The organism is uncultured Stenotrophomonas sp., assembly GCF_963519125.1.
Taxonomy (GTDB): Bacteria; Pseudomonadota; Gammaproteobacteria; order Xanthomonadales; family Xanthomonadaceae; genus Stenotrophomonas.
In genome coordinates this window covers 37,080-56,454 of the sequence record NZ_CAUQLJ010000009.1, presented here as the reverse complement: position 1 = coordinate 56,454, position 19,375 = coordinate 37,080, and the positions used below count along the sequence as shown (strand labels likewise).

At 67.3% G+C, this 19,375-nt stretch carries 18 protein-coding genes and 1 riboswitch; of the genes, 8 read left to right on the top strand and 10 right to left on the bottom strand.

Annotation, left to right across the window (positions count from 1 at the left end):
- Window positions 1-86 precede the first annotated feature (86 nt).
- Window positions 87-1,295: a beta-ketoacyl-ACP synthase I gene (gene fabB, locus RYM47_RS09490; RefSeq protein WP_315387454.1), complete on the bottom strand. Its 1,209-nt coding sequence runs from the start codon at window positions 1,293-1,295 to the stop codon at window positions 87-89.
- Window positions 1,295-1,810 (bottom strand): 3-hydroxyacyl-[acyl-carrier-protein] dehydratase FabA, encoded by a 516-nt coding sequence (gene fabA / locus RYM47_RS09485; protein ID WP_315387453.1) that lies wholly within the window; start codon window positions 1,808-1,810, stop codon window positions 1,295-1,297. Before fabA ends, fabB begins: the two co-directional genes overlap by 1 nt.
- Before the next feature lie 242 nt (window positions 1,811-2,052).
- Here fabA and dinB point away from each other — a divergent pair, with 242 nt between their 5' ends.
- On the top strand, window positions 2,053-3,132 hold the full coding sequence (gene dinB, locus RYM47_RS09480) for a DNA polymerase IV (protein WP_315387452.1): 1,080 nt from the start codon (window positions 2,053-2,055) through the stop codon (window positions 3,130-3,132).
- A gap of 251 nt (window positions 3,133-3,383) precedes the next feature.
- On the opposite strand, the gene RYM47_RS09475 is transcribed toward dinB, so the two are convergent.
- Window positions 3,384-4,022, bottom strand: a complete 639-nt coding sequence (locus RYM47_RS09475; RefSeq protein ID WP_315387450.1) for an NAD(P)H-binding protein — start codon at window positions 4,020-4,022, stop codon at window positions 3,384-3,386.
- A gap of 128 nt (window positions 4,023-4,150) precedes the next feature.
- On the opposite strand from RYM47_RS09475, the gene gph reads away from it, so the two are divergent.
- Window positions 4,151-4,804 (top strand): phosphoglycolate phosphatase, encoded by a 654-nt coding sequence (gene gph / locus RYM47_RS09470; RefSeq protein ID WP_315387449.1) that lies wholly within the window; start codon window positions 4,151-4,153, stop codon window positions 4,802-4,804.
- A gap of 48 nt (window positions 4,805-4,852) precedes the next feature.
- On the opposite strand, the gene btuB is transcribed toward gph, so the two are convergent.
- Window positions 4,853-6,694 (bottom strand): TonB-dependent vitamin B12 receptor, encoded by a 1,842-nt coding sequence (gene btuB / locus RYM47_RS09465; protein ID WP_315387448.1) that lies wholly within the window; start codon window positions 6,692-6,694, stop codon window positions 4,853-4,855.
- Window positions 6,695-6,813: 119 nt separating this feature from the next.
- Window positions 6,814-7,039: riboswitch (cobalamin riboswitch) on the bottom strand.
- 82 nt (window positions 7,040-7,121) lie between these two features.
- Here btuB and RYM47_RS09460 point away from each other — a divergent pair.
- A complete protein-coding gene (locus RYM47_RS09460; protein WP_315387446.1) occupies window positions 7,122-7,703 on the top strand; it encodes a histidine phosphatase family protein in 582 nt (193 codons plus the stop codon).
- Window positions 7,704-7,731: 28 nt separating this feature from the next.
- Here the strand turns inward: RYM47_RS09460 and RYM47_RS09455 are convergent, their stop codons facing one another.
- Window positions 7,732-8,097 carry a TfoX/Sxy family protein gene (locus RYM47_RS09455; protein WP_315387444.1) on the bottom strand — a complete coding sequence of 122 codons (366 nt, stop codon included), beginning with the start codon at window positions 8,095-8,097 and terminating at the stop codon, window positions 7,732-7,734.
- Entirely contained in the window at window positions 8,094-8,576 is a 483-nt protein-coding gene (locus RYM47_RS09450) for a GAF domain-containing protein (RefSeq protein WP_315387442.1), read from the bottom strand. Before RYM47_RS09450 ends, RYM47_RS09455 begins: the two co-directional genes overlap by 4 nt.
- A gap of 96 nt (window positions 8,577-8,672) precedes the next feature.
- Between RYM47_RS09450 and bioD the strand changes: the two genes are divergently transcribed.
- The gene (bioD, locus tag RYM47_RS09445; RefSeq protein ID WP_315387441.1) at window positions 8,673-9,353 is read left to right on the top strand and encodes a dethiobiotin synthase; all 681 of its coding nucleotides are present in this window, start codon (window positions 8,673-8,675) and stop codon (window positions 9,351-9,353) included.
- Between the two features lie 13 nt (window positions 9,354-9,366).
- On the opposite strand, the gene msrA is transcribed toward bioD, so the two are convergent.
- From msrA to msrB, 3 genes are read right to left on the bottom strand one after another with little or no spacing between them, the layout of a single operon-like run.
- Window positions 9,367-10,104 carry a peptide-methionine (S)-S-oxide reductase MsrA gene (msrA, locus tag RYM47_RS09440; RefSeq protein ID WP_315387439.1) on the bottom strand — a complete coding sequence of 246 codons (738 nt, stop codon included), beginning with the start codon at window positions 10,102-10,104 and terminating at the stop codon, window positions 9,367-9,369.
- A 14-nt stretch (window positions 10,105-10,118) separates the two neighbouring features.
- On the bottom strand, window positions 10,119-11,891 hold the full coding sequence (locus RYM47_RS09435; RefSeq protein WP_315387438.1) for a cytochrome c biogenesis protein DipZ: 1,773 nt from the start codon (window positions 11,889-11,891) through the stop codon (window positions 10,119-10,121).
- 41 nt (window positions 11,892-11,932) lie between these two features.
- Window positions 11,933-12,472 (bottom strand): peptide-methionine (R)-S-oxide reductase MsrB, encoded by a 540-nt coding sequence (msrB, locus tag RYM47_RS09430; protein WP_315387437.1) that lies wholly within the window; start codon window positions 12,470-12,472, stop codon window positions 11,933-11,935.
- A 147-nt stretch (window positions 12,473-12,619) separates the two neighbouring features.
- Between msrB and RYM47_RS09425 the strand changes: the two genes are divergently transcribed.
- The 3 genes from RYM47_RS09425 to RYM47_RS09415 all read left to right on the top strand — a co-directional run bounded on the left by RYM47_RS09425 (window position 12,620) and on the right by RYM47_RS09415 (window position 16,013).
- Entirely contained in the window at window positions 12,620-13,342 is a 723-nt protein-coding gene (locus RYM47_RS09425; protein ID WP_311183742.1) for a response regulator transcription factor, read from the top strand.
- Window positions 13,339-14,802 (top strand): HAMP domain-containing sensor histidine kinase, encoded by a 1,464-nt coding sequence (locus RYM47_RS09420; RefSeq protein WP_315387436.1) that lies wholly within the window; start codon window positions 13,339-13,341, stop codon window positions 14,800-14,802. Before RYM47_RS09425 ends, RYM47_RS09420 begins: the two co-directional genes overlap by 4 nt.
- An 83-nt stretch (window positions 14,803-14,885) precedes the next feature.
- On the top strand, window positions 14,886-16,013 hold the full coding sequence (locus tag RYM47_RS09415) for an alpha/beta hydrolase (protein WP_315387435.1): 1,128 nt from the start codon (window positions 14,886-14,888) through the stop codon (window positions 16,011-16,013).
- Window positions 16,014-16,200: 187 nt separating this feature from the next.
- Here RYM47_RS09415 and queD read toward each other — a convergent pair whose 3' ends face one another.
- Window positions 16,201-16,554: a 6-carboxytetrahydropterin synthase QueD gene (queD, locus tag RYM47_RS09410; protein WP_070207058.1), complete on the bottom strand. Its 354-nt coding sequence runs from the start codon at window positions 16,552-16,554 to the stop codon at window positions 16,201-16,203.
- Window positions 16,555-16,706: 152 nt separating this feature from the next.
- Between queD and RYM47_RS09405 the strand changes: the two genes are divergently transcribed.
- The gene (locus tag RYM47_RS09405; protein WP_315387434.1) at window positions 16,707-19,352 is read left to right on the top strand and encodes a TonB-dependent receptor; all 2,646 of its coding nucleotides are present in this window, start codon (window positions 16,707-16,709) and stop codon (window positions 19,350-19,352) included.
- Window positions 19,353-19,375 lie beyond the last annotated feature (23 nt).

Below are 19,375 nucleotides of genomic sequence, written 5' to 3'. Positions count from 1 at the left end.
TCGGTGCATTGGGGCATGACCTTGAAACGAAGACACAAAAAACCCGGCACGTGGCCGGGTTTTCTGTTCACGCGGAATAGCGGCCGTTACACCCGGCCAAACACCAGCGCTGCGTTGGTGCCACCAAACCCAAAGCTGTTGGACATCACCGTGTTCAGCTGCACGTCCTGGCTCTCGCGCACGATCGGGAACCCTTCCACCGCCGGGTCCAGTTCACCGATGTTGGCCGAACCAGCCATGAAGCCGTCGCGCATCATCAGCAGGCAGTAGATCGCTTCATGCACGCTCGCTGCGCCCAGCGAGTGTCCCGACAGCGCCTTGGTCGAGGACAGCGGCGGGATCGATTCGCCGAACACTTCGCGCACTGCCTTCAACTCGGTGACATCGCCCAGCGGGGTCGAGGTGCCGTGCGTGTTGAGGTAGTCGATCGGGCCGCTCACGTCCTTCATCGCCATGTGCATGCAGCGCACCGCGCCCTCACCGGACGGGGCAACCATGTCGGCACCGTCGGAGGTCACGCCGTAGCCGATCAGTTCGGCGTAGATGCGTGCACCACGCGCCACCGCGTGGTCGTAATCTTCCAGCACCAGCATGCCGCCGCCACCGGCAATGACGAAGCCGTCGCGGTCCTTGTCGTACGGACGCGACGCGGTGGCCGGGGTGTCGTTGAAACGGGTGGACAGCGCGCCCATCGCATCGAACATCACGCTCATCGACCAGTGCAGGTCTTCACCGCCACCAGCAAACATCACGTCCTGCGCACCGTGGCGGATAAGGTCCGCCGCCGCGCCGATGCAATGCGCCGAGGTCGCGCACGCGGCAGACAGCGAATAGCTCAGGCCCTTGATCTGGAATGCGGTCGCCAGGCATGCCGACACGGTCGAGCACATCGTGCGCGGCACCATGTACGGACCCACCTTGCGCACGCCACGCGCGCGCAGGATGTCGGCCGATTCCACCTGCCACTGGCTGGAGCCGCCGCCGGAACCGGCAATCAGGCCGGTGCGCGGATTCACCACCTGCGACTCCTCCAGGCCGGCGTCGGCGATGGCGTCGCGCATGGCGATGTAGGCGTAGGCAGAGGCATCGCTCATGAAACGCTTCAGCTTGCGATCGATCTGCGCGTCCAGGTCCAGCTCGATGTTGCCGCCCACGTGGCTGCGCAGGCCGGCTTCGGCGTGGTCGGGCAGGCTGCGGATGCCGGGACGGCCCTCACGCAGTGCAGAGGACACCGTGTCCAGATCGTTGCCCAGGCACGAAGTGATGCCCATTCCGGTAATGACGACGCGACGCATCAGAAGTTCTCGGTAGAAGTGAACAGACCTACGCGGAGGTCCTTTGCGGTATAGATTTCGCGGCCATCGACCAGCATGCGCGCATCGGACTGCGCCATGACCAGCTTGCGGTTGATGACGCGGGTGATGTCGATTTCGTAGGTGACAAGCTTGGCTTCCGGCAGCACCTGGCCGGTGAACTTCACTTCACCGCTGCCCAGTGCGCGACCACGGCCGGGCGCGCCCAGCCAGGTGAGGTAGAAGCCGGTGAGCTGCCACATCGCGTCCAGGCCCAGGCAGCCCGGCATCACCGGGTCGCCGATGAAATGGCAGCCGAAGAACCACAGGTCGGGGCGGATATCCAGCTCAGCACGCACGTAGCCCTTGCCGTGTGGACCGCCTTCATCGCGGATGTCGGTGATGCGGTCGAACATCAGCATCGGATCGTTGGGCAGGCGACCGCTGCCCGGCCCGAACAGTTCGCCACGGGCACTGGCCAGCAGCTGTTCGCGCGAGAACGCGTGGAGACGAGTCATGGAAAACGCAATCCTGAGGAAGGTGACATCGAGTGGCGCCGGCCCGGAGGCGGCGGATTGTTGCCAATGAAAGTGCCCAAGAGTGCAGCGTATTTTTCATTCAATCAAACGTTTTAACCGTACGCCGGCGTAGTGTTTTCAGCTTGAAAAACGCATGTTGTTGTTATGAAAAGACCATACTCAGGCGTGTGGCTGTAATCTGTTCATATCTCTACTTCCGCCCCAGGCCCTGAGCCACCGCCGTGTCCGCACAACGCAAGATCATCCACGTCGACATGGACGCGTTCTACGCGTCGGTGGAGCAGCGCGACGATCCGTCGCTGCGCGGCAAGCCGGTGGTGGTGGCGTGGAAGGGTGCGCGCTCGGTGGTCTGCGCGGCGTCCTACGAGGCGCGCGTGTTCGGGATCCGCTCGGCGATGCCGGCGCTGCGCGCGGAACGGCTCTGCCCGGACGCGGTGTTCGTGCCGCCCGATTTCGTGCGCTACAAGGCGGTATCGCGCCAGGTGCGCGAGATCTTCCTGCGCCACACCGACCTGGTGGAGCCGCTGTCGCTGGACGAGGCCTACCTGGACGTGACGGTGCACAAGGGCGGCATGACCGTGGCCACCGAGATCGCCCAGCAGATCCGCGCGCAGATCCGTGAGGAAACCCAGCTGACCGCATCGGCGGGCATCGCGCCGAACAAGTTCCTGGCGAAGATCGCCTCGGACTGGCGCAAGCCGGATGGCCAGTTCGTGGTGCCACCGCACCGGATCGAACAGTTCCTCACGCCGCTGCCGGTGAAGCGCGTGCCGGGCGTGGGCAAAGTGATGGAGGGCAAGCTGGCCGAGCTCGGCATCGTCACCGTGGGCGACCTGCGCGCGCTGCCGCTGGAGCTGCTGGAAGCGCGCTTCGGCAGTTACGGTGGCAGCCTGTACCGGCGTGCGCGGGGGATCGACGAGCGGCCGGTGGAGCCGGACCAGCAGGTGCAGTCGATCTCCTCCGAGGACACCTTCGCCGAGGATCTGCCGCTGGAGGCGCTGGAGCCGGCGATCGTGGAGCTGGCGGGGAAGACCTGGCAGGCCACCCGCAAAACCGACCGGGTGGGGCACACCGTAGTGCTGAAGTTGAAGACGTCGCAGTTCCGCATCATCACCCGCAGCTTCACGCCGGAGTCGCCGCCGGAGACGCTGGAGGAACTGCGCGATATCGCGCTGGCACTGCGCGCGCGGGTGGATCTGCCGGCGGAGACGCGCTATCGGCTGGTGGGCGTTGGGTTGGGTGGGTTCCGCGAGCGTGAAGGCGTGATGCAGCTGGGGTTGTTTGATCCGCTTAACGGGTGAGCGCTGGCGTGCGTGGCGGGGCGGTGCTGCTGCGATTCGGGGTCATGCCTTCGCCGGTGTGATCACCGTTATCGGCGGTCGATCGGGATGCGACCCTACCGCCAGAGTTTGCCGGGCGTTGCAGGCGAGCGGAGTCGTTCGGACGCGGCGGGATATCCCCGGTAGGGTCGCATCCCAATCGACCGCCGGTGGCAGGGCAACGCGCGGTAGGGCATGACCCCCAATCGAATCCGCACGTTGCCCCACCGACCTCAATACGCCACGGTCGCCACCTGCTTCACATACTGCGGCGACTCGATCTCGCTGACGAACGCATCAGCGTAATCGGCGTAGCTGATCCGGCTGTGCCCGTCGGCGCCGACCAGGAACTGTTTTGCCTGCGTGCGGAAGCCGCCCTTCTGCGGCCCCGGGCCGATTTCGGCGGCCGGCGAATAGAACGTCCAATCCAGGTCATCCACCTTCTGCAGCAGGTTGAACGCTTCGCGCGCGGCCAGCGCCACCGGCTTGTACGCGTCCGGGAAGCCCTCGGTGTCTACCAACTGCACGCCCGGCGCCACTTCCAGGGTGCCGGCGCCGCCGACCATCAGGAAGCGCGGCACGCCGGCTTGGCGGGCGGCCTTGACCAGTTCCGCGGTCACCGTGGTGACGCTGGACGGGTCGTCCCCCGGGCGCGGACCGAACGCGCTGGCCAGCACATCGTGGCCGGCGATGGCGGCTGCAAGGGCGTCGGTGTCGTCCAGCGCGGCCACGGCCAACTGGGCGCCGTCCAGCTCGCTGGGCAGGTCCGTCTTACGGCGCACGATGGCGGTGACCTGATGGCCACGAGCCAAGGCCTGGCGGGTGATTTCACGGCCGATGTTGCCGGTGGCACCGACGAGAGCGATCTTCATGGGGCGACGTCCGTAGGGGGGGGAAGGCCAGCTTATGCCTCGACGTTCAGTGAAACACCCCCCGCGATGGACCGATTCGTTGCACGGGTGCGCACTTACAATGCATGTTCCCCACGCAAGGCTCCCCCGTGTCCTATCCCTATCCGCTGGTCATCTTCGACCTCGATGGCACGCTCGTCGACAGCGCCGCCGATATCGCCGAAGCGCTCAACCGCACACTGGAAGACTGGCAGCTGCCCCGCGTGCCTGAAGCAACTGTGCTCACCTGGATCGGCGACGGCGTGCGCCGTCTGGTGGAACAGGCCTTCACTGCCGCCCACAGCGATATCGACCTTGCGAAGGTCATGCCCGGTTTCATGCGCCACTACGAAGCCTGCCTGCTGCGCAGCCCGCGCCTGTTCGACGGGGTGGTGCCGGCGTTGCAGGCACTGCAGGCGCGCAACGTTCCGCTGGCGATCTGCACCAACAAACCCGTGGCCATGGTCGGCCCGCTGCTCGCGCACCTGGGCGTGCAGGACTTTTTCGCGAAGGTGCTCGGCGGGGACTCGCTGCCCGAGCGCAAGCCCAGTGGCGAGCCGCTGCGGCACATCGCGGCCGCCTTCGACGTTGCGCCCGAAGCGGCGCTGATGGTCGGCGATTCGATCACCGATTACCGCGCGGCCGTCGATGCGCGCATGCCTGTCGCACTGGTGCGCTACGGCTACCCGCGCGGCCTGGACCTGGAAAATGTTGAAGCAGTAGCGGTGATGGACAACCTGCAGGAACTGCTTCGCTTGACGTAGTGCCGGCCTCTGGCCGGCACCTCACGATGCCGGCCATTGCGAACCGCCTTACTTCGGCTGGTACCGCACGCTCAACCGATACTCACGGCCCGGCTGGTTGAACCACGCCACCGTCTCGTACTCACGGTCGAACACGTTGCTCACCCGACCCAGCACCGACCAGTCGCGGCTGATCGCGTATTCCAGGCGCAGGTCCACCGTTCCGTATCCGGCCAGGCGCACCGTGTTGTCGGCGTTGTCATAGCGCTTGCCCGACCCGGTCGCGGTCACACCGGCGCGGAAGCCGCCGAAGCTGCGGTCGATATCCAGCCGCGCGGTGTCCTGTGCGCGACGCGCCAGCCAGTTGTCGAACTGCGCGCTGCCGTCGGTGCGGTTGCGCGGGTCGGTGTGGCTGAGCTGGGCGTTGAAATCGAAGCCGGCCAAGGTGATGAAGCCGGTCAGCTCGGCGCCGCGAATACGCGCCTTTTCCACCTGCGACATCATGAAGGTGGTGGCGTCGTAGGTGATCAGGTCGTCGATGCGGGTCTCATACACATCCAGCCCCCAACGCCATCCGGCGCCCTGCTGGGCAATGCCGAGGTTGGCGCTCTTCGACTTCTCCGGGTCCAGCCCCGGCACACCGCTCCACGGGTCATACAGGTCGCTGAAGGTCGGCGCCTTGAACGCGGTGCCGTAGCTCGCGTTCAAACGGAAGCCGCGCGCCAGGTCCATGCCCCAGCCCAGGCTGCCGGTGGTGTGGTTGCCGAACTGCTCGTTGTCGTCGTTGCGCAGGCTGGCCTGCAGCTGGTGCGCGCCGAAGCGGGCCTGGTACTGCACGAACACGCCGGTGTTGTCGCGGCTGTCGACCAGATAACCCGCGCTGCTGCCGTCCAGGTTGTCCTGGCTCCAGTCCACGCCGGCGCTGAGCAGCTGGCCTTCGGCGATGCCCACATCGGCCTGCACCGAAGCGCTGTCGCGATGGGTCTGCGCCGCGCCCAGCCAGGTGCTGTCGTTGTAGTTGTCCGACTCGTTGTCGGCGCGGCCGACGTTGGCGGTCAGGGTGAAGCGCTCGCTCGGGGTGTAGCGGACCTTGCCGCCGAGTACCTGCTGCAGCGTTTCCGAATAGTTGTAGTACCCGTCGTAGTGGTTCTCGCCTTCGGCGCGCAGCGCGGTGCCTTCCACCTGCAGCGTGTCGGTCAGCGAGTACCCACCGCGCAGGCTCATCGACAGGTTGCGGTAGCCATCACGGTCGGGTTCGTCCGCGCCGCAGCCGGCGAAGGTGGCCGCGTCGCCACGGCAGGCGTTGATGCCGTCGGTGTGCTGGTAGGCGATGTCGGTGCCGAACCAGCCGCGCGCGCCGGTGCCGCCGAAGCCGCCACTGGCTTCACGCAGGCCGTTGCTGCCACCGCCCAGCTGCAGGTGTGGGGCGAAGTCGCCGGCGTTGCGGCGGGTGAAGATCTGGATCACGCCACCGATGGCGTCCGCACCGTACAGGCTGGACTGCGGGCCGCGCACGATCTCCACGCGTTCGATCTGCGCCAGCGGCAGGTCCTGCAGCATGGCCAGGCCCAGGTCGCCGGTGTTGATGCGCACGCCGTCGACCAGCACCAGGGTGTGGGCCGAGTTGGTCCCGCGCAGGAACAGCGAGCTCTGCTTGCCCAGCCCGCCGCTGTTGTTGAGGTTGATGCCGGCACGGCCGCGCAGCAGGTCCTGCAGCGAAGGCGCCTGGCTGCGCTCGATTTCGGCGCGGTCGATCACCTGCGCCGGCGAGATGCTGTCGTGCAGGGCGATCGGGGTGCGGGTGGCGGTGACCAGGATCGGGTCCAGCGCGGCGGCATCGTCCTGTGCGGCGGCGAGCAGCGGCAATGCCGCGAGCACGGCAAGGGAAAGCGTTTGGATCTGCAGCTTCATCGTTGACTCCATGCACCGCGCACGCCCGCGCGGCAAGATTGGGGGCGGTGGTCAACGGAAGACACGCGACGGTGGGCAGCGCGCACGGCACCGCTTGCCGCCGCCATGCCCGCCGCATCGCAACCAGTCGTCTTCCAGGCCGGTCTCCGGGCTTGCGGGCCGATGGCGGACCATCGCACCAGGCGCCTTCCCATGCATGAGCACAGTGGCGTATTGCCTGGTGTTCCACGCTTACCGTTGCGGGGGCAGCGCCGGAGTGGCGGCAGGCAGGACCTGTTGCGTCACCGGCTTCCCGTTTCAACCTGCCGGCATGCGCCGCAGGTCACCTGAAAGTGCGCGCAGTGTAGAGCAAACCTTCGCGCCCGGCCCAGTGCAGTGGCGCGACCGGTTAGAATGCGCCTCGCTTTTTGCACGGGTTGCCGCACCAATGATCCTGGACCTGATCCGGCACGCCGCCACCGGTCGTGACGACCACCTGGATGGACGCACCGATCCGGCGCTGGAAGCTGGCAGCACCGAGGCGCTGTGCACGCGCTATGCCGACCTGGCCTGGGAGCGTGTGCTGTGCTCGCCGCGCCAGCGTGCCGTGGGTACCGCCGAGGCGCTGGCACTGCCGCGTGGCCTGGACGTGGAGCCTGACGAGGAATGGGAAGAGCTGGATTTCGGCGACTGGGACGGTCAACCGCTGGACGCACTGCCGATGCAGGCGCTGTCGGCCTTCCATCTGGACCCGCATGCCAACCCGCCGCCGCATGGTGAAAGCTGGGGCCATTTCGAGCGCCGCATCGCGCGTGCGCTGCACCGCCTGCTCGACGAACCCGATGCCGTACCGACCGTGGTGGTCAGCCATGGCGGCCCGCTGCGCATGGTGCTTTTGCAGGTGTGTGGCCTGCCGATGGCGATGTGCTGGGCGCTGCGCATCGACCACGGCACGCGCGTGCGGCTGCGCATCGAACGCGAAGGCGACGAACTCTGGGGCGAACTGTTGGAACTGGAGCAATCCGCGTAGCGACACGCCACGCGTGTCCCACGTACCGTCAAACCCGTTCGTCGTCCCCACCAGCAAACGACGCATCATCCCCATCGTCATCACTGACCACGGTCCGCTCATACACCGGCCCGGATGCCGGCGGCGCCTTCTTCAACGGGTTGTCGGCAATAATCGCCTCGTACTCGGCGACCAGTGCAGTACGCCGCGCTTCCGGCAATTCCTGCCAGTGGCAGTCCTGCAGCGCCCCCTCCAGCGAATACAGCAGGTTGAGGCTGGGCTTGAACCCCGCGCGGCGCACTTTTACGAACGCGCCCACCGCACCGGTCGCGGCCAGGTCCTCGGCGGTGCGCAGACCGACCTGGCGCAGCCAGGCTGCACTCTTGGGGCCGATGTTACGCAGCTTGACGCTCATCCCAGCGCCTCGACGAATACCGCGGCAATCGCCTCCAGGCCCGCCTGGTCGTCCGCATCGAAGCGCGACAGCACCGGGCTGTCCAGGTCGAACACGCCGATCAGGGTGTCGCCCTTGACCAGCGGCACCACCAGTTCCGACCGCGACGCCGAATCGCAGGCGATGTGGCCCGGAAACGCGTCCACGTCCTCGATGCGCTGGGTCACGCGCTGCGTGGCGGCGGCGCCGCACACGCCCTTGTCGAGCGGAATGCGCACGCAGGCCGGCAGGCCCTGGAACGGGCCGACCACCAGTTCGGTGCCGTCGTACAGGTAGAAGCCCACCCAGTTCAGCTGCGGCAGGGCGTGGTAGACCAGCGCGGACAGGTTGGCGGCATTGGCGATGCGGTCGCGTTCGCCGTGCACCAGGGCGCGGGCCTGGGCCAGCAGCTGGCCGTACTGTTCCGGCTTGCTGCCGGTGAGCGTGGAGGTATCGAACATGGCCGCAGTCTAGCAAGCGGGGCCCGGCACCGGACCGCCTGGTCGCGAAACGCTGCGGTGCCGTGATAATGCAGGCCCCTGTTCATCGGTCCGGCCATGTCCCCGTCCGCGCTCCCGCCTGCCTTTTACGTCACCGGCACCGATACCGGCATCGGCAAGACCTTCAGCAGCTGTGCCCTGCTGCACGCCCTGCGCCAGCGCGGCCACCGTGCGGTGGGCATGAAGCCGGTCGCCAGTGGCTGTGAGCTGACCCCGGAGGGCCTGCGCAACGAAGACGCCACCGCGCTTCTGGCCGCCAGCCAGCCCACCCCGGACTACGCCGACCTCAACCCGTACGCGCTCCCGCTGCCACTGGCGCCCGAGCTGGCTGCCGCTGCAGCCGGGGTGAGCCTGTCGCTGGCGCCGATCGAGGCCGCCTTCGCCCGGCTGCGCGCCCAGGCCGATACGGTGGTGGTGGAAGGCGTGGGCGGCTGGCTGGCGCCGCTGTCGACCACGCTGGACCAGTCGCACCTGGTGCACGCGTTGCAGCTGCCGGTGGTGATGGTGGTGGGCCTGCGCCTGGGCTGCCTGAACCACGCGCGGCTGACCGCGCAGGCCATCGCCGCCAGCGGCGCGTCCTGCATCGGCTGGATCGCCAACGAGGTCGACCCGCAGATGGAGTGCATCGACGACAACGTAGGCCTGCTGCGCGCACGCCTGCCGCTGCCGTTCTGGGGGCGCCTGCCGTACGCGCCGGGCGCGGACCCGGCGCAGCTGGCGAGGCACCTGCTGGGCTGACGTGGCGGCGCGCTCAGCGCGCCGACAGCGTCGACACCAGCCGTGGCTTCTCGCGGTACAGCTGCGGGTACATGCGCTGCAATGCCGCCACCTTGGGCTGGTCGTTGATGCGGATGTACAGCGACTCCGGGTGCAGGGTGAGGTAGTTCTGGTGGTAGCCCTCGGCGGCCTGGAACGGCTTGCCGCCATCGACCGTGGTCACCACCGGCGCCGCATACGCACGTGCCTGCTGCAGCTGCGCGATGTAGGCCTTGGTGGCATCGCGCTGCGCGGCATCGTCGGCATACACCGCCGAGCGGTACTGGGTGCCGCGGTCCGGGCCCTGGCGGTTGAGCTGGGTCGGGTCGTGCACCACCGAGAAGAACACCTGCATCAACTGGCCATAGCTGACCTGGCTGGGGTCGTAAGTCACCTGTACCGCTTCGGCATGGCCGGTGCCACCGCCGCTGACCCGCGCATAGTTGGCATCGGCCCGGCTGCCGCCGATGTAACCGGACACCGCGTTGTCCACGCCCTTGATGTGCTGGAACACGCCCTGCACGCCCCAGAAGCAGCCCCCGGCGAACACCACCTGCGCGCGTTTGCCCGGCAGCTTCAGATCCGCCGCGCCACTCGGTGCCGGCACCGCGACCACCTTTTCGGCGCCCGCGGCATACGCGGGACGGTCCAGGCTCAGCACGGCGGTGACCGTGAGTGCGGCGATCACGGCGGCGATACCACCGGCTACCAGTTTGTCTACGGAAAGTCGCATGGGTCTCTCCCGGTTCAACCGAAGGTGAAGGCGTAGGCGTGCACGCCGGGGTCAAGGAATTCGATCTCGAACGTGCGTTCGCCGACATCGCCGTCCTGGCGGATCAACTGGTACAGGCGGTGTTCCTTCACCACGCCGCTGCCATCGGCACTGCTGTCGCCACCGGCAGCCGCGCCGGGTGCGTGACCATCCAGGCGCACGCGGAATTGCACCGGCTTGCCATCCGCACCCGGGGCCAGCACCAGGTGCAGGTCACGCGCGTGGAAGCGGAACGCGATGCGGCCGCCGGCGCGCTGCAGCTGCGCGTCCTCGTCGCCCACCGTCCAGTTCCCGGCCAGTGCCCACTGGTTCAGGGCCAGCGACGTCGGCACGGTGTAATCCGCGGCCTGGTCGTTGCGCTGGCCACCCGGCGAGGCGAAATTCTCCGCACGGCCATGGCCCAGGTAGGTCTCCGGCGATTTCAGGTTGCGCATATCGGCCTGGCGCTCCACGCCTTCGCGCGGGGATGCGGCCGCCATGGCCATTGCCTGCGCCGGTTCGTCGGGCAGGGGCGCACCGTTCTCGCGCAGCAGCTGCCGGATGATCTGTTCGGACTGTTTGTAATTGCCTTCGCCGAAATGGTGCGCGCGGATCTGGCCCTTGCCGTCGATGAAGTAATGCGCCGGCCAGTAGCGGTTGTTGAAGCCGCGCCAGATCGCGAAATCGTTGTCGATCGCCACCGGGTAGGTGATCTTCAGCTCGTCCACTGCGCCCATCACGTTGCGCAGGTTGCGTTCAAAGGCGAACTCCGGCGCGTGCACGCCGATCACCACCAGGCCCTGGTCGCGGTAGCGCTGTTCCCACTCGCGCACGTAGGGCAGGGCGCGCAGGCAGTTGATGCAGGAGTAGGTCCAGAAATCGACCAGCACCACCTTGCCGCGCAGCCCTTCGGCAGTCAGCGGCGGGCTGTTGAGCCAGCCGGTGGCACCGGCAAGCGAAGGCAGGGTGCCTTCCACCGGCAACGGCGCACCGGGATCGGCCGCGCGCATCATCATCGCCTGGCCGGCCTGCGGGGTCTGGCCGGGCAGGGTATCGAGCAGGCCCTGCTCCAGCTTTGCGGTGCTGACCGTGGAAAGACGGGTCAGCACGCCGGTATCCCAGCCCATCGCAATTGCGACCACCGCCAACAGCGCGGCCACGCCGAGTCCACGGCGGATCCATTCACCGACGCCCAGACGCTGCTTGAGCGCCGTGAACACCCGCCCGCCGATCCAGATCGCCAGCGCCAGGGAGGTCGCTGCGCCCAGTGCATAAGCGAGCAGCAGGCCGCTGGTGCCCACGCTGGCGCCCTGCAGCGCCGCGCCGGTCAGGATCAGCCCGAGGATCGGTCCGGCGCAGGGCGCCCACAGCAGGCCGGTGGCCACGCCGATCAGCAGCGAGGTGCCGACCCCGCCACGCCCGGCATCGCTGGCCTTGTCGGCCGACGCGCTGAGCCGCGCGCCCAGTCGCTGGAACGGGGACAGCATCCGGTCGGCCAGCGCCGGCCACAGCAGTGCGATGGCGAACAGTGCCATCACCACCAGGGCGATCCAGCGCCCCACCTGGTTGGCCTGCGCCACCCACTGGCTGCCCACGGCCGCCAGGCTGGCCACCACCGCGAACATCAGCGCCATGCCGACCAGCAGTGGCAGCCCGCTGCGCAGGAACGGACGGTCCGAGCGCGCGAACACGAACGGCAGCACCGGCAGGATGCACGGGCTGAGGATGGTCAAAACGCCGCCAAGATAGGCCAGTACAAGCAGGATCATCATTGAGTCCTTGTAAACGGATGGATCGCGAATCCCCGGCGCTACGTCCGGTTCGGAATCCGCACGCGCGCTTCTTCATCAGCCGCGACGAAGTTCATCGCCACGCCGTTCATGCAGTACCGCAACCCGGTCGGGCGCGGGCCGTCGTCGAACACATGGCCCAGGTGCCCGCCGCAACGGCGGCAGTGCGCCTCCACCCGCAACATGCCCAGCGTGGTATCGCGGTCTTCGGCCACCGCGTTGTGCAGCGGCGCCCAGAAGCTCGGCCAGCCGGTACCGCTGTCGAACTTGGTGGAGGAGGAGAACAGCTCCAGCCCGCACCCGGCACAGGCGAACGTACCGCGCCGGTGTTCCTTGTTGAGCGGGCTGCTGAACGGACGCTCGGTGCTCTGCCGGCGCAGTACCGAATACTGCGCAGGGGTGAGCTGCTCGCGCCATTGCGCGTCGGTGCGCATCACTTCAAAGCGGCGCGAGGGCGCCGGGGCAGCCGGGGCGCTGGCACTGCAGGCGGTGAGCCCGAACAGCCCGGCGGCGGCGCCCAGGGCGCCCATGCCAAGCACTCTGCGACGGGTGAACTGCATGGCCGATCTCCAGCTCTGGATACGATGGGGCCATGCTGCGCCCGGGCCGATCAACGAATCCTCACGCAGGGTTAAATTTTCCGTGACACATTCAGGTCCGGATCCGACCACAATGCGGCTACCTTCCCGCCACTCCCCCGCGTGCCGATGAGCAGTGCAAAACAGGTCCTGATCGTCGAGGACGACGTCCACATCGCCAACCTGCTGCGCATGCACCTGCGCGACGAGGGCTACGAGGTCACCCACGCCGCTACCGGCGACGAGGGCCTGGCCCTGCTCGAAGCGCAGCCGTGGAGCGCGCTGGTGCTGGACCTGATGCTGCCCGGCGTGGACGGCCTGGAGATCTGCCGGCGCGCACGCGGCATGGCGCGCTATACCCCGATCATCATCACCAGCGCCCGCGCCAGCGAAGTGCACCGCATCCTCGGCCTGGAGCTGGGCGCGGACGATTACCTGGCCAAGCCGTTTTCGATGCTGGAACTGGTGGCGCGGGTGAAGGCGCTGCTGCGCCGGGTCGAGGCGATGGCGCAGAACGCGCGCATCGACGCCGGCGAACTGGCGGTGGCCGGTCTGCGCATCGACCCGGTCGCGCGCACCGCGCAGGTCGAAGGCCGCGCGCTGGAGCTGACCCCGCGCGAATTCGACCTGCTGTACTTCTTCGCCCGGCATCCCGGCCAGGTGTTTTCGCGCATGGACCTGCTCAACCAGGTCTGGGGCTACCAGCACGACGGCTACGAGCACACCGTGAACACCCACATCAACCGCCTGCGCAACAAGATCGAGCGCGACCCCGCTTCGCCGCAGCGCATCCAGACGGTCTGGGGTCGCGGCTACAAGCTGGTCGACGGCAGCGAGGCGGCGTCGGCATGATCCGGCTGAGTCTTTCGCAGCGGTTGTCGGTGGCGTTCTTCGCGCTGCTGCTGGTGTGCTGCGGCGCGTTGATGGCGATCCAGATGCGCAGCACCCGCGTGCACGAACAGGAAACCGTGCAGCGGCTCTCGCGCGGGTTGGCCGAACACATCGCGCGCAGTGGCGAACTGATGGACGGCGGCGGCATGCGCAGTGGCGAGGTGCGCGAGCTGTTCGGCAAGCTGATGGCGGTGAACCCGAGCGTGGAGGTGTACCTGCTCGACGACCAGGGCCGCATCCTCGGCCACGACGCGCCCAGCGGCCACCTCAAGCGCAACCGCGTGGACCTGGCGCCGGTGCAGGCGCTGCTGCGCGATGAACCGCTGCCGATCCTCGGCGATGACCCGCGCAGTGAAACCGGCCGCAAGGTGTTCAACGCCGCACCGCTGTTCGTGCAGGGGCGCCAGGCCGGCTACATCTACGTGGTGCTGGTGGGCGAGCAGCGCGAGGCACTGGCGGCCAACATCGCGGCCAACGCCTCGGTGCGCACCACGCTGTGGTCATTGGCGATCGTGGCGGTGATCGGGTTGCTGGCCGGCGCGGTGGCGTTCCGCTGGGTCACCCGTCCGCTGCGCCTGCTGACCCGGCGCGTGCAGTCCTTCGACGTGGACGCGGCCGCGCCGGCGCAGCCGGTACCGCCCACGCCGCTGCGCGCCGGTGAGCGCGACGAACTGGCGATCCTGCAGCACAGCTTCGGGCACATGGGCCAGCGCCTCAACGAGCAGTGGCAGCAGCTGCGCCAGCAGGACCTGCAGCGCCGCGAGCTGGTCGCCAACATCTCGCACGACCTGCGTACCCCGCTGTCGTCGCTGCATGGCTACCTGGAAACGCTGGCGTTGAAGGACGCCACCCTCAGTCCGGAGGAGCGCCAGCGTTACCTCGCCATCGCGCTGTCGCAGAGCCACAAGGTCGGCCGCTTGGCGCAGGCGCTGTTCGAGCTGGCGCGGCTGGAGCACGGCGGGGTGGTGCTGGACCGCCAGGCATTCTCGCTGCCGGACCTGGTGCAGGACGTGTTCCAGAAATTCGAACTGGCCGCACAGGCGCGGCGGCAGACGTTGTCTGCCGACATTCCGCCGGGCCTGCCGCCAGTGGACGCCGATCTGGCGCTGATCGAACGGGTGCTCACCAACCTGCTCGACAACGCGATCCGGCACACCCCGGAAGGGGGACGGATCACGGTGACGCTGCAGGCGGTGCAGGGCGAGGTCCAGGTCAGCGTGGCCGATACCGGCCCGGGCATTCCGGTGGCGCGGCGCGACGACCTGTTCCACACCCCGCCGGCGCTGGGCAGCGACCGCCCGGACAGCGGCGGGCTGGGCCTGCTGATCGTGCATCGCATCCTGCAGCTGCACGGGCGTGAGATCCGGTTGATGGAGAGCCGCGAGGGCGCGCTGTTCGTGTTCACCCTGCCGCGTGCATGACCGTGGTCATGGCGACCACCGGCACTGGGGGCGCGGTCCGCAACGGGTTGCAATGAAGCCTGCCGAAGCGCGAGGAATGACTGATGATCAGTGCCCCGAATTGCCGCCGCCTGGTCCTGTCCGCGCTGGGCCTGATGGCGTTGGCCTGCAACGCCGTCGCGGCCGATACCTGCCCTGACACCGCCGCCCTCGAACCGGCACGCGCGGTGGTGCGCGACCTGCAGCGGATCACCACCCCCAACGGCATCCAGGAGCACTACGCCACCCCCATCGGCGGGCTGCGCCAATGGCTGACCATCCGCGGCGACGACCGCGCCAACCCGGTGATCCTTTTCGTGCATGGCGGCCCGGCCAGCCCGGTCACCCCGAGCATGTGGCAGTTCCAGCGTCCGCTGGAGGAATACTTCACCGTGGTCGACTGGGACCAGCGCGGTGCCGGAAAGACGTATGCCGAGTCGCCGCCGGAACAGGTCGCACCGACCCTGACCATCGAGCGTTACGTCGACGATGCCATCGAAGTAGCCGAGCACCTGCGCACCCATCTGGGCCAGCCAAAAGTGATCCTGATGGCGCACAGCTGGGGCACCATCGTGGCGATGCAGGCGGCGCTGAAGCGGCCGGACCTGTTCCATGCCTACGTGGGCATCGGCCAGATCATCAACCAGCTGGAGAACGAGAAGATCAGCTTCGACTACGGGCTGGCACAGGCGAAAGCGCACGGGAACAGCAAGGCAGTGGCGGAGCTGGAAGCCATTGCGCCGTATCCGGGCAATACCCCGATCACGCGCGAACGCATCATCACCGCACGCACCTGGCCGCAGTACTACGGCGGCTTGACTGCGTACCGCGATGATTCGAAGTATTACTTCGGCGCGGCGAAACTGTCGCCCGACTACACGGACGCGGATCGCTGCAACATCGACAAGGGCAGCGTGCTGTCACTGGGGCCGCTGCTGCCGCAGATGTTGAAGGTGGATTTCAACCCGGTGAAGCGTTTCTCGATCCCGGTGGTGATGCTCATGGGCCGCCACGATTACACCACCCCGACCGCACCCACCGATCGGTGGTTGAAGAACGTGCAGGCGCCCTTCAAGCAGGGCGTGTGGTTCGAGCATTCCGCGCACATGGTGCCGTGGGAGGAACCGGGCAAGACGTTGATGACGCTCGTGCAGGTGGTGAGGCCGCTGGCGATGGACGCATCGCCTCGTTGATATCCGGCGCAAAAAAAAGACCCGACAGAGGGAGGGTTCTGTCGGGTCCTGGTCTGCGTGGGGGGAGGGACCCACGCAAATTCCGTTTGATGCAATGCAGCATACGCCGATCTTGGTGCATTGCAACAACTAATTTCTGAACCGGCGGGTGCTCAAACTATTCCGTTAAGGAACAACGGGTTGGCGCTCAACCGCGATACCGGCAGCCCGAGGTGCAGGTCTCATGCACCGTCACCTCGCTCAGCGCCGGCAGGCTGGGCTTGAGCTCGTTCCAGATCCACCGCGCCAGCACCTCGCTGGTCGGGTTCTCCAGGCCGGGGATGTCATTGAGGTAGTGGTGGTCCAGGCGGTCGTAGATCGGCTTGAAGGCCGCTTTGACGTCGCCGAAATCCATGATCCAGCCGGTGTGCTCGCCCGGCTCGCCTTCGACCTTCAGTTCCACCCGGAACGAATGGCCGTGCAGGCGTGCGCACTTGTGGCCCGGCGGCACGTTGGGCAGGCGGTGGGCCGCTTCGAGGGTAAAGACTTTGAAAATTTCCATGTCGACATTGTAAGGCCATCCAACAAAAACATATCCATCCGGATGAAGAGATGTTACTTTTCGTTATATCCGCATGAAGCGATGTTATTGGCCCGTTAAGCCCTTGGCATGGACTACTGCGGAACTACTCGCTCACTACCCCTACCGAGTTCATGCCCAAGCACACCCTTCTTGTAGCGGCGCTTTCCGCCGCTCTGGCTACGCCTTTGCCCGCATTTGCCGTAGACGCCGCCACCGCTGACGCCGCCAGCGACAGCAAGACCCTCGCCGCCGTGCGCGTCACCGGCTCCAACATCAAGCGCACCGACACCGAAACCGCCAACCCGGTGCAGGTGATCGGCCGCCAGGAGATCGAAGCCACCGGCAAGGCCACCGTGGCCGACCTGCTGCGCTCCATCAGCGCCAACACCGGCAACGCCGCCAACGAAACCACCAACAATGGCTGGGCCTCGGGTTCGGCCGGCATCGGCCTGCGTGGGCTTTCACAGAAGAACACCCTGGTGCTGCTCAACGGTCGCCGCCTGGCCAACTACGGCTTCCCGGCCGGCGGCCTGTCCGACACCTTCGTCAACCTCAACGCACTGCCGATGGTCGCGGTGGAGCGCATCGAAGTGCTCAAGGATGGCGCCTCGGCCGTGTACGGCTCCGACGCCGTGGCCGGCGTGGTCAACATCATCACCCGGCAGAACTTCGAAGGCGCCGAGCTCGGCGGCAGTGTCGGCACCGCCGACCAGGGCGGGCTGGACGAACAGAACCTCAAGTTCATCGGCGGCATCGGCGACCTCGAAGCCGACGGCTACAACATCCTGGTGAGCCTGGAAGGCTACAACCGTGAACGCCTCGACCAGGACCAGCGCGACCTGACCAAGTCAGGCATCTACACCGACAAGCCCGGCGGCCGCTGGAACGGCTGGTCGGCCAAGGGCGCGCGCTTCCTGGTCAATGGCACCTCGGTGCCGATGCTCGACGCCAACGGGCAGTGCCCGGAAAACACCACGCTGGTGCCCAGCGCGCCGATCGACGGCCTGCCCGGCAACACCTGCGGTTACAACCTGGCGCCGTACACCACGCTGATTCCCTCGACCAAGCGCTACCAGGCGTACGTCAACGGCACCTTCAAGGTGAATGACAACGTCGAGGCCTTCGGCGAAGTGATCTACAGCGAGATCAAGGGCGTGTCCTGGTTCGGCAGCAGCCCGTTCTTCACCCTGGAAAGCGGCCGTTTCGCGCTCAACGCCGACACCGGGCTGGCCGAGCCGGTCTCGTCCAACCTGCCGGCGAGCAGCCCGTTCAATCCGTATGGGCGCGCGATCCCGATCGAATACACCTTCTTCAACCTGGGCCCCAGCTTCAAGACCAACCGCTCCACCGCCTACCGCGGCGTGGTCGGGCTGCGCGGCAGCCTGCAGGACTGGGACTGGGAAGTGGGCGCGTTCGGCGCGCGCAGCAGCGAGCGCGAAACCGTCTCCGGCGGCTTCGCCAACCGCTGGACCCTGGCCGACGCACTGGCCACCGGCAGCTACAACCTGCTCAACCCCTCGGCTACGCCGCAGGCGGTGATCGACAGCATCAACCTGAGCACGCTGCGCCCGGCCGAGTCGGTGCTGCAGGGCGTGGACGCCAAGATCTCCGGTGGCCTGGGCAGCACCTGGGCCGGCCCGATCGGCTTCGCTGCCGGCGTGGAATGGCGCCGCGAAAAGCTGGACTCCGAGAACCCGTGGCAGATCGATGCCGGCCTGCAGATCCGCCCGGCCATCGCCGAAGTGCATGGCGAGCGCAAGGTCACCGCCGCCTATGCCGAAGTCAACGTGCCGCTGGCCGAGCGCCTGGAACTCCAGGCCGCCGCGCGCGCCGACCATTACAGTGATTTCGGCGACGCGTTCTCGCCCAAGTTGAGCCTGCGCTGGCAGCCGTGGGACATCCTGCTCGTACGTGCGGCTGCTTCCAAGGGCTTCCGCGCACCGTCGCTGTCGGAGAACTCCAACAGCACCAGCATCGCCTACGGCAGCGTGATCGACCCACGCGACCCGGACGTGCCCGGCTCGCGGCAGAACCCGACCTTCTTCACCGTCGGCAACAGCGACCTCAAGCCCGAGCGCACCAAGAGCTACAACCTGGGCGTGGTGCTTTCCCCGTGGAGCAACACCAGCCTGAGCGTGGACTATTACCGCATCGAGCTGGAGAACCTGGTCGGCACCAACAACACCCAGACCCTGGTCACCAATGACGTGCCCGGTGCGGTCACCCGCGACGAGCGCGGCAAGCTGCTGGCGGTCTTCAACCGTTACCAGAACCTGAGCGAGCTGAAGACCTCCGGCTTCGACGTGGAACTGCGCCAGCGCTTCCCGACCGAGCGCGCCGGTGACTTCACCCTCTCCACCGCGTTCACCCACGTACGCGACTACCGCCGCCCGACCGTGGTCGGTGGCCCGCTGGTGGATTACGCCGGCAGCAACCTCGGCGCCACGCTTCCGGCCAACAAGGCCACCACCTCGCTGGACTGGACCTGGCGCGACTTCCGTACCGCGCTGACCTGGTACTACACCAGCGGCTATGACCAGAAGGCGAGCGCGGCCGCTACCTCGGTGCAGGACCGGGTGGATTCGTACAGCCAGTTCGACCTGTACCTGGCGTACACCGGGCTGGAGAAGTTGACCCTGTACGCGAAGATCCAGAACCTGGCCGACGAGGAACCGCCCTACGACGCCTCGTTCCCGGGCATCCGTGCGCCGTACGACTTCAGCCAGTACGACCTGCGCGGTCGCTACTTCACTGTGGGTTTCGATTACCGCTTCTGATCTGGGGGTTGCTGTGTCCTTGT

What these genes read in the sequence shown, in the direction of transcription:
- RYM47_RS09435 (WP_315387438.1), bottom strand. Translation starts at nt 11,891, where the DNA reads ATGATCCTGCTTGTACTGGCCTATCTTGGCGGCGTTTTGACCATCCTC.
- RYM47_RS09460 (WP_315387446.1), top strand. Translation starts at nt 7,122, where the DNA reads ATGATCCTGGACCTGATCCGGCACGCCGCCACCGGTCGTGACGACCAC.
- btuB (WP_315387448.1), bottom strand. Translation starts at nt 6,694, where the DNA reads ATGAAGCTGCAGATCCAAACGCTTTCCCTTGCCGTGCTCGCGGCATTG.
- RYM47_RS09455 (WP_315387444.1), bottom strand. Translation starts at nt 8,097, where the DNA reads ATGAGCGTCAAGCTGCGTAACATCGGCCCCAAGAGTGCAGCCTGGCTG.
- RYM47_RS09405 (WP_315387434.1), top strand. Translation starts at nt 16,707, where the DNA reads ATGCCCAAGCACACCCTTCTTGTAGCGGCGCTTTCCGCCGCTCTGGCT.
- bioD (WP_315387441.1), top strand. Translation starts at nt 8,673, where the DNA reads ATGTCCCCGTCCGCGCTCCCGCCTGCCTTTTACGTCACCGGCACCGAT.
- msrB (WP_315387437.1), bottom strand. Translation starts at nt 12,472, where the DNA reads ATGCAGTTCACCCGTCGCAGAGTGCTTGGCATGGGCGCCCTGGGCGCC.
- RYM47_RS09475 (WP_315387450.1), bottom strand. Translation starts at nt 4,022, where the DNA reads ATGAAGATCGCTCTCGTCGGTGCCACCGGCAACATCGGCCGTGAAATC.
- RYM47_RS09420 (WP_315387436.1), top strand. Translation starts at nt 13,339, where the DNA reads ATGATCCGGCTGAGTCTTTCGCAGCGGTTGTCGGTGGCGTTCTTCGCG.
- RYM47_RS09425 (WP_311183742.1), top strand. Translation starts at nt 12,620, where the DNA reads ATGAGCAGTGCAAAACAGGTCCTGATCGTCGAGGACGACGTCCACATC.
- fabA (WP_315387453.1), bottom strand. Translation starts at nt 1,810, where the DNA reads ATGACTCGTCTCCACGCGTTCTCGCGCGAACAGCTGCTGGCCAGTGCC.
- RYM47_RS09415 (WP_315387435.1), top strand. Translation starts at nt 14,886, where the DNA reads ATGATCAGTGCCCCGAATTGCCGCCGCCTGGTCCTGTCCGCGCTGGGC.
- queD (WP_070207058.1), bottom strand. Translation starts at nt 16,554, where the DNA reads ATGGAAATTTTCAAAGTCTTTACCCTCGAAGCGGCCCACCGCCTGCCC.
- fabB (WP_315387454.1), bottom strand. Translation starts at nt 1,295, where the DNA reads ATGCGTCGCGTCGTCATTACCGGAATGGGCATCACTTCGTGCCTGGGC.
- msrA (WP_315387439.1), bottom strand. Translation starts at nt 10,104, where the DNA reads ATGCGACTTTCCGTAGACAAACTGGTAGCCGGTGGTATCGCCGCCGTG.
- RYM47_RS09450 (WP_315387442.1), bottom strand. Translation starts at nt 8,576, where the DNA reads ATGTTCGATACCTCCACGCTCACCGGCAGCAAGCCGGAACAGTACGGC.